The organism is Nostoc sp. DSM 114161 (assembly GCF_052692665.1).
In genome coordinates, this window is the sequence record NZ_CP195141.1 from 4,205,489 (window position 1) to 4,222,725 (window position 17,237).

Below are 17,237 nucleotides of genomic sequence, written 5' to 3' on the forward strand. Positions count from 1 at the left end.
GTTTTCCCGTAATATCAATTCTGTATGAAGCTGCACATAATCAAGACCCCCCTGTAGTCTCCCCTTGGCAAGGCTACGATGTACACACAAGTTATCGAATCACTACCAGTCCTTGAATTACCCCACCCTAACCCTAACGCCACTTGCTTCTCCTGTCGGAGACGCTGCGCGAACAAGTCGGCAGAGCCGCCCAACGCAGTGGCTCCCCCTTGTCAAGGGGAGGGAACTGGATTTTCTTGTTTCCCCCCTTGACAAGGGGGGATTAAGGGGGGTAATTCGACTTGTGTATACACGGTAGCCTTAACAAGGGGGGACGGGGTAGCCGGGTGGTAAATGCCGCTTCACAGAGAAGCGATATAAAGTAGAACATTACAGCGCTTTTCAAGTAATTGAACTACACTACTCTCTACTCCTCGCCTCAATTGTGGTCTGAATACCAAAAAACTCATCTTCGTATAAGCCTAGAATAACCCGTTATAGAACAACTTAAGTTGAGCTTATACATGGACATGTTTTTCTCGAAATTTGTGTTTTTGTATAAATAAAACTAAAGTGGTTCTAGAACGACTTATTTGTTATTTATACAAAGTCATCGAATGATAAGTCAAAAAGAATTTTTTCTCGAACTACTTATTGTTAATTTATTAATTAAGACATTTTTCTCGATCTGACACCCTCTGAAGTGACAAATCAACATGTTTTTGCCAATCGGACATGTTTTTGAGCGAGTCATGAACATGTTTTAGTAGAGATCCTTAATAAAATCGGGAATCCGTGATTGCGAAACTGTAGAAGTTAAAACTCAAAAGTAATAATTGAAGAAACTATTACGATCGCATTCCGTCGAGGTATACCGTGAACTCATATATTAAAACGATCGCTACAGCTGCGTTAGCGTTGTTGCTAATTTCTTCTGCAAAAGAAGCAGTTGGATTAACCCCAAAAATCGATAGTTCAGTTACTATTGCTAAATCCCAACCATTAACAGACACCTTAATTATTCCTGGGGAAAGAGTCGGGCCGATAACACGCACAACCACCAAACAAGATTTAGTTAAGTTATTTGGTGCGTCTCGTGTTGTTGATAAAACCATTTCTGGTGCTGAAGGAATCGGTAGTTTTGCAGCTACTCAATTAAAGTTAGATCGAGGGCGATCGCTTTTGGTAGTCTGGAGTGATAAGACCCGTACCAAACCTCTGGATGTGCGTAACTTGGGTTCAGCTTGGAAAACCCGCGAAGGTATCGGCGTTGGAACCCCATTGAGCGAGTTACGCAAGAAATTAGGTAACTTTAAACTCTATGGATTAGGTTGGGATTACGGCGGTACAATTTTGTTAGATAGTAGCAAGTTATCTCGCTATCAAGGCAAAGTAATTTTCCGAGTAGACGCTGCTCCTAGCGCATACGAAAAGTTTCCCAATGACTACCAAGCAGTGTCTGGGGATGGTACTTTTTCCTCCAGCAATTCCCATTGGAAACCTCTGGGAATTAAGCTATCAGAAATTATCGTTGTATTGAACCCAAGCCAGGAATAATATTATGTTCGGGTGAATACTTATAATTACGCCTGATACCAATTCGAGAAAAAAATGAACCAGATATGTAGGTTGGGTTGAACGGAGTGAAACCCAACAAAGGTAAGACTTTGAGGTGTTGGGTTTCGTTCCTCAACCCAACCTACATCTTTTCCCCTTACCCCTTTCCCTTTTCCCATACCCAATGCCCAATGCCCAATCCCTTAAACATCACTCTCTAATTGTCTGGCTACAAGTCGGGCAAATAAACCTTCTTGGGCAATCAACTCTGAGAAGTTACCAACCTGCACCACATGACCTGCGTCAATTACATAAATCCGGTCTGCATCGCGAATTGTGCTGAGGCGATGGGCAATCACTACTCTGGTAGCATTTAATTTAGCTAAACTTTCAGTAACGATTGCCTGGGTGCGGTTATCAAGTGCGCTGGTTGCTTCATCCATTAAAATAATTTTGGGCTTGGAAACTAGCGATCGCGCAATCAACAATCTTTGCCTTTGTCCGCCAGACAGATTACTACCACTCTCAGCGATTATAGTATGCATTCCCATTGGCATTTGCTTGATGTCATCAGCCAAGCCTGCCATCTCTGCTGCTGACCAAGCTTCTTCTAGAGAAACCAAAGCCCCAGCTGTAATGTTCTTAAAAATCGAGCCTGTGCCAATTTTGCCATTTTGCAGCACCACCCCCAACTGTCGCCGCACAGCTTGGAGTTCCATCTGCGCCAAGTCTTTGCCATCATAGTAGACACTGCCTGTTAATGGAGTCTCAAACCCCAACAACAAGCGTAATATCGTTGATTTTCCACTTCCAGAAGGGCCGACAATCGCCACAAATTCTCCTGGTTCGGCATGGATACTGACATCATTGAGAATTAAGCCTCCATTTTCTGAGTAGCGAAAGCTGACACGATCTAAGGCAATTTGGCCGTTTAATCGACCTGGGTTAAGTTTAGCGGGATCGTATTCAGGCTGCGATCGCAATATCGGTTTTGCCCGTTCCCATATCGGTACAATGCCCCAAATCTCTGATACAGTATTGCTCAGGTCAATTACGCCTTTGAGAAAAATCGTCGCTGCATAATTAAAAGCAACAAATGTACCAAGTGTTAGGCGTGTCTGCATCAATAGCATGACACCGAAAATCAATATAGAATTTACCAAAGGCAGTGCTTCATTAAAGATGGAAACACCATCTTTTATTTGTTGCCAACTCGCCTTTAACCGGATCTGCTGGCTATACTTTTTTGCCCAAGCGGCAAATGCGCGTTCTTCTGCCATAGCTACCCGCAGCTTGGCGACACCGTTGATGAGTTGGACGCTAAGTCCCTGAATCGCGCCGTCGAGTTCTAGCTGTTTTTGTGATTTCTTGACTAATAAAAAGCTAGAAACAACGGTAAATACAGCGGCAAGGATTGTTAAACCAACTTCCACAAATGCTAATTGCCAGCTGTAAATAAACATCAAAACCAAGTTGAATAAGGCAAAAATTCCACTCAACAATGTTCTTTGAGTAGCACCGCTAACTTTTTGATGAATTTCCCTCACCGCCATCACGCGGTTAACCAAGTCTCCAGAAGTGTACTGACGGAAAAATCCCGGACTTAATCTCAGCAACCTATCCCAAATCGCTGGTTGCAATACGCTATTAGTGGCGCTTTCGATTCGTAGGGTAATAATACTTTGGGCAATTTGAAAAGCGAACTGTGCAAAAGCGACTGCAAACAGTATTAATCCAATTTGCCATAACAAAGGGCGATCGCCTTCGGGAATGGCATTATTGATTAAAATAGCCGTTGCTTGCGGCGCAACCATTCCCAATATCGTGCCTAATACCCCGACTAGACAAATATTAACGATGTCTTTTTCATAACCCTTGATTCCGAACCGCAGCAAGTCGATGGCGCTGAGTGCGACTTGGGGTAACGGTCGATACAAAATATATGCTGTGGCTGACAGTGTTTTTGCTAGTGATTCATTTACAGGCGTGCGAGTCCGCGCCACCGGGTTGAAGATGACATAATCACCATTATCTTTAGGCAACAACGCCACCGGGCGTTCCAATTCGGTATAAGCTAACATCGGCCCTTGGTCTTGACGCCACCAGTCGCCTGCCAAAGTCACCCGCCGAATGCGTACTTGGGATGCATTAGCGATCGCTGCCACCGGGTCATTAATAGCACCAAAATCGTCTGCGGGTGGACGAATCTTTATCCCTAACACTCGTCCAACTGCTCCCAGTGCTACTAATAAAGGCGGCCCTTCTTCCAAGAAAGCAGCTTCTGGCTCTGGTTGCAATACTGTTGCTAAGTCTGAGAGGGCGTTTTCTATTACTTGCTGATTAAATTGCTCTCGTTGCTGAAACTGAAGAAATTCTGCTTCTGCTTCCTTGCTTGCTAACAAACGAAAATATTCAAAAAAATAAGTATGGAAGGATACCAAACTTGTGAGTATTTCTTCGGTATTTTTGATATCTGCGGTTAGCAACATCCATCCGGTAACTGCATTTTCCGCCTCCAACCACATACCACTTGTAACTGGAAACATTGGCGAGGCAGAATTGAGCTTTAATTCTTCAACTCCCATCCAGCGAGTACTTCCCTGGTGCAACTTCACCCACACGAGTGTTTGTTGCCATAACACAGCCTCACCATTCGATAAGGAAAAATCCCGCTCAAATGCCTCTACAACATTTAATGGCATTGCCAAGACTGTTTGTTGGGCAGTTAGAGATTGTCCCAAATGGTTCGCCCAACCTTCTAAAAGTGCCACAGCTTGCGGATCTGCCGCTGCAACTTTTCTTACCAAATCAACTATTAATATCTGGCATAATTTAGTAGGTTCAATTGCGATCGCGACAAAACCCCATTGGCTTGGTGCTACTACTTCAGGTAACAACGCCGCACCGAACAATGCTTCACCTGCACTGACATGGAACAGATAGCGACGGCGTTCTTCAACAGCACTATTTTTCACTCTCGCTGCAAACACCGCCAATGTTCCAGACTCTACCACCCAGACTGTTTTTAGATCGTTTAACAGTAGTGGTTCGTTTGCTTGCAAAGAGTATAGTTTAGGAGAAGGATTCACCTGCGGGTTACTCATAGCTTAACTATGCTTCTGCTGAGTGAAGTAAGCGAACATAGGTTCCACCTTGCTGCCATAATTGCTCGTGGGTGCCACGCTGCACGATTTTACCTTGCTCCAACACAATAATTTCATGGCAATCACGAATTGTGCTGAGGCGGTGAGCTACTACAATACACGAACAACCACGCTGTCGCAAGTTACGGTTAATAATCAACTCGGTTTCGGCATCTAAGGCGCTGGTTGCTTCATCCAGCACTAACATTGTAGGATTCCTCACCAAAGCGCGAGCGATTTCTAGACGCTGGCGTTGTCCGCCACTAATATTCATCCCGCCTTCAATTAACTCAAAGTCATATTTACCAGGCAATGACGCGATCGCATCATGAATAGCTGCGTCCTGACAAGCTTTCACCAAATCAGCATCTGACACGGTATAATCCCAAAGCGTAATGTTTTCCCGCACAGTCCCAGCAAATAAAAAGATATCCTGCTCGACCATTGCCAACGAGTTAGCCAACACAGAACGCTGAATTTGCGATCGCCCTACACCATCAAAACAGATTTCCCCTCCCCAAGGCTGATAAAGCCCGCAAATTAATTTCGCAATTGTAGATTTGCCAGAACCACTACCCCCCACAAGCGCTATCCGTTCCCCAGGCTTGACAACTAAGCTCAAATTCTCAATTAAAGCAGGTTCTACCCGACTGTACCCGAAGCTGACATTTCGTAACTCGACGTTACCGTGTAATTGCCAGGGAGATGAGGGAGCAGGGGGAGCAGGGGGAGCAGGGGGAGCAGGGGAGGCAGGGGGAGCAGGGGAGGCAGGGGGAGCAGGGGAAGTGTGGGGGGAAAGATTTCTTCCCCATCCTCCCACACCTCCCACCCCTCCCACACTTCCTGCTTGCCCCATGCCCAATCCCCGATTTTCCTCCACTTCCAAATCAACAGGATTTTGCAACACATCATCAAGGCGGTTTAAGTCGGCTTCTAAATCTTGGAGTGTACTGCCGAAATTGACGAGGCTATTAACTGGTTCTAAGAAACTGATTGTTAAACTTTGGTAGGCAACGAGCATCCCAATACTGAGATTGCCGTTCATTACCCGTAACCCACCAACCAGCAGAATAGAAGCCGTGGTTAAGGCTGTCAAAATTGTGGGTAATGTGGTGAGAATTTGAGTTTGTAAGCCTAATTCCTGTTGGGCGTTGATTGCTTTAGCGTAATAACCAGCAAACCGAGCAAATAAATCTGATTCCAGCCCGGAAGCTTTGATGGTTTCTATGGATTGGATGCCGCTAACCGTTACACCACCGACTTTGCCATATTCCTGAGCTAGGCGCATATTGGCATCGACACGAGTTTGCGATAAAAATAGCAGAGCAAAGATATTGATGGCAGCAAAACCCAGAGCGATCGCACTCAACAATCGGTCATACTGAATCATAATCAGCAAATAAAAGACCATCATCACCGCATCAATGATTGTGGTTGCCAAAGGCCCTGAAAGTCTTTGCGCCACGCGGTCATTAAGTTGCATTCGGCTACTGATTTCTCCAGCAAAGCGTTGGTCATAAAACCCAATCGGCAATCGTAAAATATGCCAGAGAAACTGCCCACAAGTGCTAACTGACAACTTCACCATCAATCGCCGCAGGTAAGTCAACCGCAATCTGGCAAGCAACGCCCGCAATATAGTAGTTATACCCATGCCTAACAGTAAAGGCCGTAACCAGTCCTGCCGATCTTGGACTAAAATCTCATCGATAAACACCTGGGAAAATGCTGGCACTGCTAACCGAGGCAACGTTAACAGTAAACCTGCCAGGAAGCAAAAAATAATAGTTCCCCGTGAGTTTTGCAAGCGGCTACTTAAAGCGGAGATAATGTGATTTTTTTTCCCGCCCTTCTGAAAGTCTGCGCCTGGTTCCATTACCAGGACAACGCCAGTGTATGAGCGATCGAATTCTTCCCAACTAACCGTTCTCCGACCGCTAGCAGGATCGTTGAGGAAGACGCGTTTTTTGCTATATCCTTCTACCACAAGAAAATGGTTAAAATTCCAAAAGGCAATGTAGGGAAGACTAGTAGTTCTCACCTTTTCTAGAGGTACTTTTAAACCTTTGGCCTTGAGTCCATAGTTTTTAGCAGCTTTGACGATATTAAAAGCTTTGCTCCCATCCCGTGAAACACCACATTCTTCACGCAGTTTAGCTAGCGGTACAATCCGACCGTAATAATTAAGAATTATTCCTAAAGCAGCCGCACCACATTCCACCGCTTCCATTTGCAAAAGTGTAGAAGTGCGGACGCGGTTGGGAAATTTGGGTATGGGGGATTGGGCATTGGGCATAGGGGATGGGGCATTGAGCATGGGGCATTGGAGATATATTATGTGGAAGGGAAAAGTTAGTCTTTGATACTCGCGAACGAGTCTTTGATACTCGCCGATGAGTCTTTAATACTCGCGAATGAGTCTTTAATACTCGCCGACGAGTCTTTGATACTCGCGAATGAGTCTTTGATACTCGCGAATGAGTCTTTAATACTCGCCGACGAGTCTTTGATACTCGCGAATGAGTCTTTAATACTCGCGAACGAGTCTTTGATACTCGCCGACGAGTCTTTAATACTCGCGAACGAGTCTTTGATACTCGTGAATCCAATTGAGCCTTCCAGCTGTCTCATGCCCCATGCCCCATGCCCAATGCCCAATGCCCCAATTTAATAAATCCCAGTCCAAGAGCGTAGCATAGGAATAATATAAGAAATCGGTGCTTTTTCTCCAACTTTGACTTGGACAGAAGTAGTTGTCCCTGAAGATATTTTTACATCTGAACCATTAGAAGATGACCATTTGTAGCCACTAATTGATGTACTATTTTCTTCTAGTTCCACAAGAGCTTGTACTTTTGCTTCACCTTTACCTGCAAGAGAAGCGGCAATTTCTTTGTTACCAACGATCGCTGTGATATCTTGTGTCGTTACCGGAAAAGAAGAGATATTCGCAACGGTTCCGACAATACCACCTTCGCGTTCGCGTTTGGCAAAGCTGGGAGTCACTTGTACGGACATCCCTGGTTTAATTTGCTTACCGTCTTTATTGGCAAAGTAAACAAGACTCATCAGTTTTGAATTTGGCTGTTCGGCTTCGATTGACCCCAACCGAGTACCCGGATTCATCATTTGACCGGGAACAACACTCACTTCGAGAATGTGACCATTATATTTGCTGATGATTCTACTTTCTTGAGATAATTGCAGTTCTAATTGGGCAATTCGGCGTTTAACTTCTCGAATTTGATTGGCTTTGTCAATTTTTTGCTTGAGGTCTTGTTCTTGTAATTTAGTATTTTGAGTATTGAGTTCTTTAATTTTGGTTTTAATTTCGTCAATTCTATTAAGATTTTCGAGATATTCTCGTTGTGTAGTGGTTTCTTGAATTTCCAGATCCTTGAGTTGCACATCAATATCAGATAGTTCTGCTTGAGTATTGAAGTATTCCTGTTCGGCTTGCACTACCATATCTTGACTGATAACGCGATCGCCAAAAAGCCGACGACGATTCTCGACCCGTGTTTGCAGACTTTTGAGTAAGTAGTTAATTTGTTGTTTGCGAGAATTAATACTTTGACGTTTTTGAGCGATCGCTCTTAGGGTTTGGTCGCGTAACTTGGGCGCACTTTGCTCTCGGCGCAGATTATTTTCTAAATCCATTTTCTGCTGTCCGAGAGTAATAATCTGTTGGTCGATTAGCAGCTTTTGGAGCCTGTCAGTTTCTTGATTTTGAGTTTGGAGTTGTTGCAACTTTACTTGTTCTTGCTGTAATTGCTGCTTCAGCACCGATTGGTCGATGATACCCAGTACATCACCTTGTTTAATAACATCCCCTGGCTTCACCTTGAGAGTAAGTAACGGCCCAGAACTAGGTGCTTGAAATTCCACAACATGGTGGGGTTTAATCAAGATGCCTTGACCTGTGACAGCGAGGGGAATTTTACCAAACACACTCCAAACCCCAGCCACAGCAACCACAAAACCCATAGTAGCTAAAGTCAGCCAAGCTTGAGGCTTGACCACATTTATCGCTCGATCTAGTTGTTCCGGTGAAGATAAGCGGTCTAGCGCTTCTGGGCGGAAGATGTGGCTATGTTTGAGTTGCATTGTTCTCCTCCTGACTGACAGCGCCGAGATTCTCAAAGCTTTTAGAGTTCTAAGATAAATTGAAATCGGGGAAAACTAGGGGAGAACGAGCAGGAGGCAGAGGGCAGGGGGTTATCGATTACCCGCATCTTTCTTAACATGATTGGAATGTAGATGGTGAGAGGATAACAGAAGTAAATAAAGTTAGCAGAGTTGACAAAATCAACAAAAAGCGCAGTGGCTCCCCTTTTTAAGGGGTTGGGGGATCTGAGTGCCTAAGTCCTGAAAAATATACTAAAGCCCCATGCTCTCTGGGTTTATTGAAGATAACTTAACGCGGCGACTTTCACGCGATAGTGGTATCAAAGCTGGGGCTTGACTTCGATCGTTACTTTGTTTAAAGCTTTCTACTACCTTAGATAGTTCTGCAATTGTCGATGCCTCAAATACGCTACGCAAAGGTAACTCCACATGCAAGGTGTCGCGCACTCTAGAAACAAGCTGAGTTGCTAATAATGAATGACCGCCTAATTTAAAGAAATTATCGTGAATACCTACGCGCTTCAATCCCAAAACCTCAGCAAAAATTTTCACCAAAACTTGCTCTACAGGAGTTCGAGGTGCAATGTAATTTTCAGGCAATTGGAACTTGATGGCATCATGGAACGATCTTAAGGTGCGGCGATTGACTTTACCATTAGCTGTTAGAGGTAAAGACTCTAATACTACAAAACCTGATGGCATCATGTACTCAGGGAGTTTTTGAGTTATGTAAGTCTGCAACTGCGGCACTAACTTACGCGCTGCTTTGGCTTGCAAGGGATTATTAGCGTAAGATTGCCAGGGACGAGAGTGAGTAATGCGATTAAGAAAAATAGTTTTCTTATCTACTCTATCTTGATGTGTAAAAACTACATCATAATGCCCTGCACTACTTGAATCTGACCAAGTAATATCAACTTTATAAGGCACATTTAGCCCATAGAAATCTTCTGGATCTACTCCTAAATTGTTGAATGCTTGTAAAGCTTTACGTATTTGTCCTACAGTTTTAAAAGCTTCTACGTCTGCAAGCCATTCTGCTGTTTTAACTGCTGACATCACACGCGCATTAGGTACATTGATAATTTTGACAATTTCTGGTTGATTATCCATTAATAACTGATCCACTGCTGAGATTGTTAAATTATCTTCAGACCAGTTCAAGACTGAATAATTTACAGTCTTATTAACAGTTTCGTCATTAAGGTGAAGAATCGCATTGTAACGGAACTCAGTTAATTCATTGTGATGTTTACCCCGCATCAGTTGAATTTGTACATTATTAATTTGGGGAAAGCGTTCCTTGATTGCGGTAAAAAAAGCTGGGTCGATGACTAACTCTGGTTCTTGAAATATTTGCATTTTTAACCGTTGCTGCAACTCCAAACAGGTAAGGGAAGGTTCGGCTTGATATAGTTGCACTGACGCATGGAAAGCTTCCAAAAGTGGCAAACTACGCACATCTCCTATGAAGATAAAGCCACCTGGAGCAGTTGCTTTCACAGCACCTTCTAATACGGTAATTAGATAATCAATACTAGGAAAATATTGTACAACTGAGTTGAGAATTACTACATCAAAAGCTGCTGTTTCTATTTTCTCGAAATCAGTAGCTACTTGCTGATACAGCGTTACCTGGGGCATTTCTTGTTTTTGTAATTGCTGCTGAATGTAGTTAAGTGAAGCTGAAGAAAAGTCTGTTCCGCAATATTTTGTGCAACGAGGTGCAATTCTAAATAGAATTAAACCCGTTCCACAACCAATTTCTAACACTCGTTTGGGTTGTAAAGCCAAAATCTCCTCGACTTGGTTATCTACCCATTCACGCATCTGTTCTACTGGAATAGGCTGATTTGTATAACTACTATTCCAGCCTACAATATTCAATTGTGGCTCGGAATCAACAGGTTGATTGTAAGTTTCGTTATAGAGCATTTGCCATTGCGAAACTTGCTCATTCTGCAATTGAATTAATTGCGTATTCTCCTGTTTGCTGCTAGATTCTGTTTTTAGTACTACATAAGCTATTAGGCGCTTTTCCCCTTCATCCTCACGAATTATGACTACAGTTTGCTGTACTGCTGGATGCTGACTCAATACTGCTTCAATTTCTCCCAACTCGATGCGGTAGCCGCGAATTTTCACCTGTTCGTCGAGGCGGCCTAAAAATTCAATGTTACCATCTAAGCGATAGCGAACTAAATCACCTGTTTGATAAAGTCGGGCTTTGAAATTATTAGAAAAAGAATGCTCTATAAAGCGTTCAGCAGTTAAGTCAGGACGGTTTAAATAACCTCGTGCCAATCCATCCCCAGCAATGTACAATTCGCCTGGAACCCCAACAGGTACTGGTTGTAAATGTTTATTTAGTATGTAAAGTTGGGTATTGGCGATCGCCCGCCCGATTACAGGTGCTAAATTATCTTTATTATCAACAGAAATATGACCGGAAGTTGTCACAACTGTATTCTCTGTCGGGCCATAATTGTTAACTAACTGGAAAGTATGACCAGCTAAAGGATATTGATTTAGTTTATCTCCACCTGTGAGTAATATTCGTAAAGCTATGTTCTGCGGAAAATCTAATAATAAAATCTCTGCTAAGGGTGTTGGTAGAAAACAAATAGTTATTGCTTTTGATATTAACCAATCTCGTAGCTGTTCGGGCATTTGCCGCATTTGCTCAGCTACAAAATAAATGCTTGCTCCAATACTAAGATAAGGCCAAATTTCCCAACCGCAAGCATCAAAGCCAACTCCAGAAATTTGCGTTGCTCGGTCAATTGATGAAACTGCAAACGCTTTTTGATGCCAAAATACTAAATTTAACAATCCTCGATGTTCGATTTCAACCCCTTTCGGTTTTCCAGTTGAGCCGGAGGTATAAATAACGTAAGCGAGGTTATCTGCTGTAAGTTCACTAATAGGGTTATCTTCAATCTCTTGAGAAATAATCTGCCAATCTCTATCTAAAGAGATGATTTGTGAATTATAATTTTCTAGACGTTCAAGCTCTATTTTATCGGTTAATAAAACTGAAACTTGAGCATCTTCAAGCATAAAATTTAAACGTTCAGATGGATAGCTTGGATCTAAAGGTACATAAGCTCCACCTGCTTTCAGGATGCCCAACATCCCGATGACCATATCAAAAGAGCGTTCTACACAAAGCCCTACTAAAATTTCGGTTTTAACTCCTAATTTTTTTAGATAATGTGCAAGCTGATTACTGCGTTGATTTAACTCTTTGTAGCTGAGTTTTTTCTCGCCAAATACCAATGCTATGGAATCAGGATTCTGTTGTGCGGCGTCTTCAAATAACTGATGAATACACTTATCTTGAGGATAATCAACCTGGGTATTGTTCCATTCAATTAATAATTGATTTAGTTCAAATGCGCTTAAAATTGATAATTGGGCAATTGGTTGTTCTGGATTTGCAACTATACCTTCTAGTAATGTTTGGAAGTGTCCTAACATTCTGGCGATCGCAGCGTCATCAAATAAATCAGTGCTGTAAATTACAAAACCACTAATCCCTTCTGAACTATCTACCCATAACCCATTTTGAGTATTTGGTTCCCACAGGTGAAATTCTAAATCAAAGCGTGTTGTTTCCGTTTCAAATGGTAGCGTACTTAAAGTTAAATTCGGTAAATCTAATGAATTCATAGGCGCATTTTGCAGCGCAAAAACCACTTGAAACAGCGGATTTTGATTCAAATTACGTTCTGGGTGTAGTTCTTCTACGAGTTTTTCAAAAGGTAAATCTTGATGAGCATAGGCTCCTAAAGCTACCTCTTTAACTCGGCTCAATAATTCTCGAAAACTTGGGTTTCCTGATAGGTCGCTACGCAGTACTAAGCTATTGACAAAAAAACCAATTAATCCTTCAATTTCGCTACGGTTGCGATTGGCAATAGGCGAACCAATAGCGATATCTTCTTGTTGCGTATAGCGGTAAAGTAAAACTTTAAATGCTGCTAGTAGGGTGATAAACAAAGTTACCCCTTCTTGCTGTGCCAAAGCTAAAAGTGCTTCGCTCAAACTTTTTGATAATTGTAGAGGTTGCCTTGCACCTTGGTATGTTTGAGCAGCTGGTCTTGGCCTGTCGGTTGGCAGATTTAGCAGAGAAATGCCGTCTAATTGTTTGTGCCAATAACTTAGTTGTTTTTCTAATACTTCCCCTTGCAACCATTGGCGTTGCCAGTATGCAAAGTCTGTATATTGGATTGTCAGTTTTGGTAGAGAAGAAGGCTGATTGTTAGCATTGGCTGTGTAGAGTGTTGCTATCTCTTTTATTAGCACCCCAATAGACCAACCATCACACACGATGTGGTGCATAGTTAGCAGCAGGATGTATTGTGTTTCATCCAACCGCAGCAGTTTTACTCGCAGTAATGAATCAGTTGATAAATTGAAAGGAAGTTGAGCTTCTTGGGTAGCCAGTCGTCGTGCTTCTATTTCTCGTTCGGCTTGTGGTAGTTGCTGTAAATCTATTACTGGTAAGGGTATTGTAAGCGTCGGATTAATTACCTGAACTGGTTGCCCTGATTGTATAACAAAAGTCGTGCGTAAAGCTTCGTGTCGTCGCACGATTTCGTTAAAAGTTTGCTCTAGTGCGCCTAACTTTAGCGAACCTGTTAACTGTAGTGTGAGGGGAATATTATAGAAAGGATTATTAGGAATTAATTGGTCGAGAAACCACAACCTTTGTTGAGCAAAAGAAAGGGGAAGATTACGCGATCGCGAAATAGGCACGAGAGGTCTAAAGCTGCGATCGCTACTACCATTAGATGCTTTTAAAAATTCAATAATTTCTACTTTGCGCTGTTGAATTTCGGCACGCAATTCTGCCGTCAGAATTCCTTCGGGAGCGTTACAGCGAAACTTTTCATCATCAATAAAAACTTGAATATCTAAGCTGCGAAGATAAGATAAAAACTCAACAGTATTCAAAATCACACCCCTTCGCAACAGTTATTTCTTATTAGTTATTAACTAACCCAGCATTTTTATCACACTTACAGCACTGTACAAATCATTCTTGGGAGTGAAAGTTGGGTGATTCTAACTATGTTATGAACCTAAAAGCAGTTAATCAAGATATTACAAGGTTTAGACTCATGATATTCATGCCTCCTAATTTTCTACTTGTATGGCTGGTTCAACTGCTGTCGGTTGCGGTACTCGGTGGTGGAATCTACATTCTCTATGAGTGGTACGAAGGAGAACTTGTAGGAACATCCTACTTAGTGGCTGGATTAATAATGGTTCTGTGGTCTTTTGGCGGTCGTTTTATCAGTTTGCCACTGCTGCGCCGTCCGGGAACCGACGAGCCTAAGTTTATGCGTAGCAAAACCGTGCAGCGTTTGTCACGGCCGGATGGTAGCGTATTGCAAGTAGAGTTTTTTGGGCCTGAGGATGGTCAACCGATTATCTTGTCACATGGTTGGGGGCCGAACAGTACTGTATGGTATTATGCCAAGCGACAACTAAGCGATCGCTTCCGAATAATTGTTTGGGATTTACCAGGGTTAGGAAAATCCTCGAAACCGAAAAACAACGATCATTCCCTAGAAAAATATGCCCGTGACTTGGAAGCTGTTATTGCCATAGCAGGGGATAAACCTGTTATCCTGCTAGGGCATAGCATGGGTGGAATGATTAATCTGACATTCTGTCGCCTGTTTCCAGAACAATTAGGGAGTCGGGTGGCTGGTTTAATTCTTGTGGATACTACTTATACCAATCCCGTAAAGACTTGTATCTTTAGCGGTGTGGTACGTAAATTACAGAAGCCGCTGATTGAACCTGTGCTGTACCTCACTATCGTGCTGTGGCCGATTTTTTGGTTGATGACTTGGCTTTCGTATTTCAATGGTTCGCTGTACATCAGCGTAGAACTGTCTGGATTTACGGGTACAGAAACACGGGGTCAACTAAATTTTGCAGCTTTACTATCAGCATTGGGTTCGCCTGGGGTTCTGGCTCGTGGCACCCTGGCAATGTTTAAATTTGATGAAACAGACACACTTGCAAGTATTAACGTGCCTGTGTTGGTTGTTTGTGGTGCTTCAGATATAGCAACTAAACCTGTGGCAAGCGATCGCATGAAAGCAGAATTGCCTTACTCTCAAAAAGTTACCATCCAACCAGGCGGACACATGGCATTGATGGAACAAAACCAGCAGTTTGCCGAAGCCGTTAGTAATTTTTGTACTGTGGCTACTCATAGCTGAGATCGCTAAACTCAAGGTTAAGGACTTGCAAATAAAAAATGTCCAATTAACTCTAGTCGGGTGGCAATACGGTTCGGTTAAGATCCCCCCGCCTACGGCGACCCCCTTTTTAAGGGGGTAAAAGAAGGTTATAATACCATTTCACAAAAAATCTGATACAGATATAAACCCTGAAAGCTTGGGTCCATCTAAGTTTTTTAATTGTGAATTGTGAATTGGTAAGTAGAAGGACTAAATTAAACCTAACTTGAGGTTGCCGGGTTTCGACTTCGCTGAAGTTGAGTTTCGGCTACGCTCAACTTCCGCGTAGTCGAAACTCAACCCTCATTTTCTCAAGGTTCGAGCATTGAGCGCAGCGATGCCCTGAGCTTGCCGTTGGCGAAGCCTCTCGTAGAGAAGGGTCGAAATGCGTCTTCTAAATAATTGTGTCCACTTACTTATAAGCCCCCCAATTTATCGGGGGGTTGGGCGGATCTTCGAGGAATAAGGTTATTTAAACGCTAGAGGTAGTTAGTAACCTTTGGTTAGATCCAAAGTAGAGGTCGTTCAATTCTTCCAAAGAAACATCAGCCTGGGATTCTGGATTCAAGAAGTAGGGATGGATGGGAAGGAGTTCGGGACGGGGATGGGTTTCTGGTGAAGACACAATCTCCTCAAGCAAACTCAGGTAGTTTTCAGCAGTAGATTCCCAAGTGTATTTCTTTAACACCCGTTGTTGACCAGCCTGGGCAAAATACTCCCACTCGTTGGCATCACATAACAATCGCTCCAAACCCCGCGCAATATCAGCAGGATCTTCTGGATCGACGAGTACGCCAAATTCCTTATTTCCTTGCTGGAAGCTTTCGCTAGGGCCGCCGTTCTTGGTTGCTACCACCGGTAAACCTGCTACTGCTGCTTCTAAGGGAGCAAGTCCAAAGGGTTCGTAGAGTGCGGTCAAGGCGAATACCGAGCGGCGTTTAACCAAAAATCGATATGTTGCTGCCAGTGACTCTTGAGATTGATCTGACAAGCCAAATGCACCGATCTTTCCCCACAGGTCGTTTTCTTTGACGACCTCCCGAATGGGGGTTAATACTTCTTCGGTCATGTCGTCAGTAGTCGGCTCTCGTAAAGGATCGTCGAGTCCCCCTGTAATTAAGATCAAGTTAGCTCGTTCTTGGAGTGTTGGACTCATAGCGAAGGCTTGCACCAGCCCTAATATATTTTTTTTCAGTTCCAATCGACTGGATGCAACGATCGCTGGCAACTCTCGACGTGACTCGGCAATATCTCGCGCCAATCGCTCTTGAATGAATTCTTGGGTAGCCTCTTCGTTTTCGGAACGCGCTTTTGCACCGAAAATCGAAAAATCTGCTCCTGGTGGAATCACTGCAAAGCGATCGTCGTTGTCTACATCCACTGCACCACCATAGACTCGGTGAGAATACTGTTCAAAGCGTTCCTGCCGCGTACTGGTGATATTGATAGCCGAGCGATTCATACTCAAGCGTTCGGCTAAGATGCGATATTTGAAGTGGAATTGCTCGTCTATTTCTGTAACATTCTCCGGGGTGACTTCTAGTTTGTCCATCTTTTGAGCGCCGAGAGAATGAGCAGTAAAGGTAAATGGTATGCCTGCCTCTTGCTCAATCAAAACACCGCACAGTCCTCCATCACCGTAGTGGGCAGTCATAGCATCGGGTAAGCCACCCTCTTGCTGATAGAATTGCAGAATGTTGGGTATCCAATCTTTAACCAGATGAGTCCACAATAACTCTTTTGGCAAAAACTCTTTTGGCCCGGCTGGTAAGCGGATAATGCGGAGGTTATCGACCCCTGGATAGGTGTCGATCGCTTCGCCAAATTCTGCCCACTCTGGATCGATGATTTGACGGGTAATGATATCAACTTTGTGTCCCTGCTGAGCTATGGCTATAGCGACTTGCTTAACATAGATCAGCTGGCCCCCAAAATCTGGGTGTTTCGTTATGTGGCTATTGGCAGAATCAAAATTGCCTTGAGGGTTAAGAAATCCAATGTGCATCGCCCACTTCCTAATACAGGTTGATTTCTACTAGAGATTGTTGCCAAAAACGGCAGCACAACACCTTAGCGAGCTTGTTAAAAACTCCCAAGACTGAAAAACACAACCAATCAGGCTGTACATAAATACGATCGACAAATAAGTCAAAGGGTTTTTATTGGT

The 17,237-nt window shown here is 43.3% G+C and carries 8 protein-coding genes; 3 read left to right on the forward strand and 5 right to left on the reverse strand.

All coding sequences use genetic code 11. The features are described from left to right. Positions 1-855: 855 nt before the first annotated feature. On the forward strand, positions 856-1,536 hold the full coding sequence (locus NSTC745_RS18290) for a hypothetical protein (protein ID WP_445638415.1): 681 nt from the start codon (positions 856-858) through the stop codon (positions 1,534-1,536). A 203-nt stretch (positions 1,537-1,739) separates the two neighbouring features. On the opposite strand, the gene NSTC745_RS18295 is transcribed toward NSTC745_RS18290, so the two are convergent. After that, positions 1,740-4,640, reverse strand: a complete 2,901-nt coding sequence (locus NSTC745_RS18295; RefSeq protein WP_445638416.1) for an NHLP bacteriocin export ABC transporter permease/ATPase subunit — start codon at positions 4,638-4,640, stop codon at positions 1,740-1,742. A gap of 7 nt (positions 4,641-4,647) precedes the next feature. After that, the gene (locus tag NSTC745_RS18300; protein WP_445638417.1) at positions 4,648-6,975 is read right to left on the reverse strand and encodes an NHLP family bacteriocin export ABC transporter peptidase/permease/ATPase subunit; all 2,328 of its coding nucleotides are present in this window, start codon (positions 6,973-6,975) and stop codon (positions 4,648-4,650) included. A gap of 63 nt (positions 6,976-7,038) precedes the next feature. Between NSTC745_RS18300 and NSTC745_RS18305 the strand changes: the two genes are divergently transcribed. Further along, the gene (locus NSTC745_RS18305) at positions 7,039-7,350 is read left to right on the forward strand and encodes a hypothetical protein (protein ID WP_445638418.1); all 312 of its coding nucleotides are present in this window, start codon (positions 7,039-7,041) and stop codon (positions 7,348-7,350) included. On the opposite strand, the gene NSTC745_RS18310 is transcribed toward NSTC745_RS18305, so the two are convergent. Together NSTC745_RS18310 and NSTC745_RS18315 are read right to left on the reverse strand one after the other, a co-directional pair. Next, complete coding sequence (locus NSTC745_RS18310) at positions 7,347-8,786, reverse strand: NHLP bacteriocin system secretion protein (protein WP_445638419.1); 1,440 nt, start codon at positions 8,784-8,786, stop codon at positions 7,347-7,349. The two genes, NSTC745_RS18305 and NSTC745_RS18310, sit on opposite strands and share 4 nt — an antisense overlap. A 273-nt stretch (positions 8,787-9,059) precedes the next feature. Then, a complete protein-coding gene (locus NSTC745_RS18315; protein ID WP_445638420.1) occupies positions 9,060-13,772 on the reverse strand; it encodes an amino acid adenylation domain-containing protein in 4,713 nt (1,570 codons plus the stop codon). A 170-nt stretch (positions 13,773-13,942) separates the two neighbouring features. Here NSTC745_RS18315 and NSTC745_RS18320 point away from each other — a divergent pair, with 170 nt between their 5' ends. Next, positions 13,943-15,049: an alpha/beta fold hydrolase gene (locus NSTC745_RS18320; protein WP_445638421.1), complete on the forward strand. Its 1,107-nt coding sequence runs from the start codon at positions 13,943-13,945 to the stop codon at positions 15,047-15,049. Between the two features lie 493 nt (positions 15,050-15,542). On the opposite strand, the gene NSTC745_RS18325 is transcribed toward NSTC745_RS18320, so the two are convergent. Further along, on the reverse strand, positions 15,543-17,075 hold the full coding sequence (locus NSTC745_RS18325; protein WP_445638422.1) for a glycosyltransferase: 1,533 nt from the start codon (positions 17,073-17,075) through the stop codon (positions 15,543-15,545). Between the last annotated feature and the right edge of the window lie 162 nt (positions 17,076-17,237).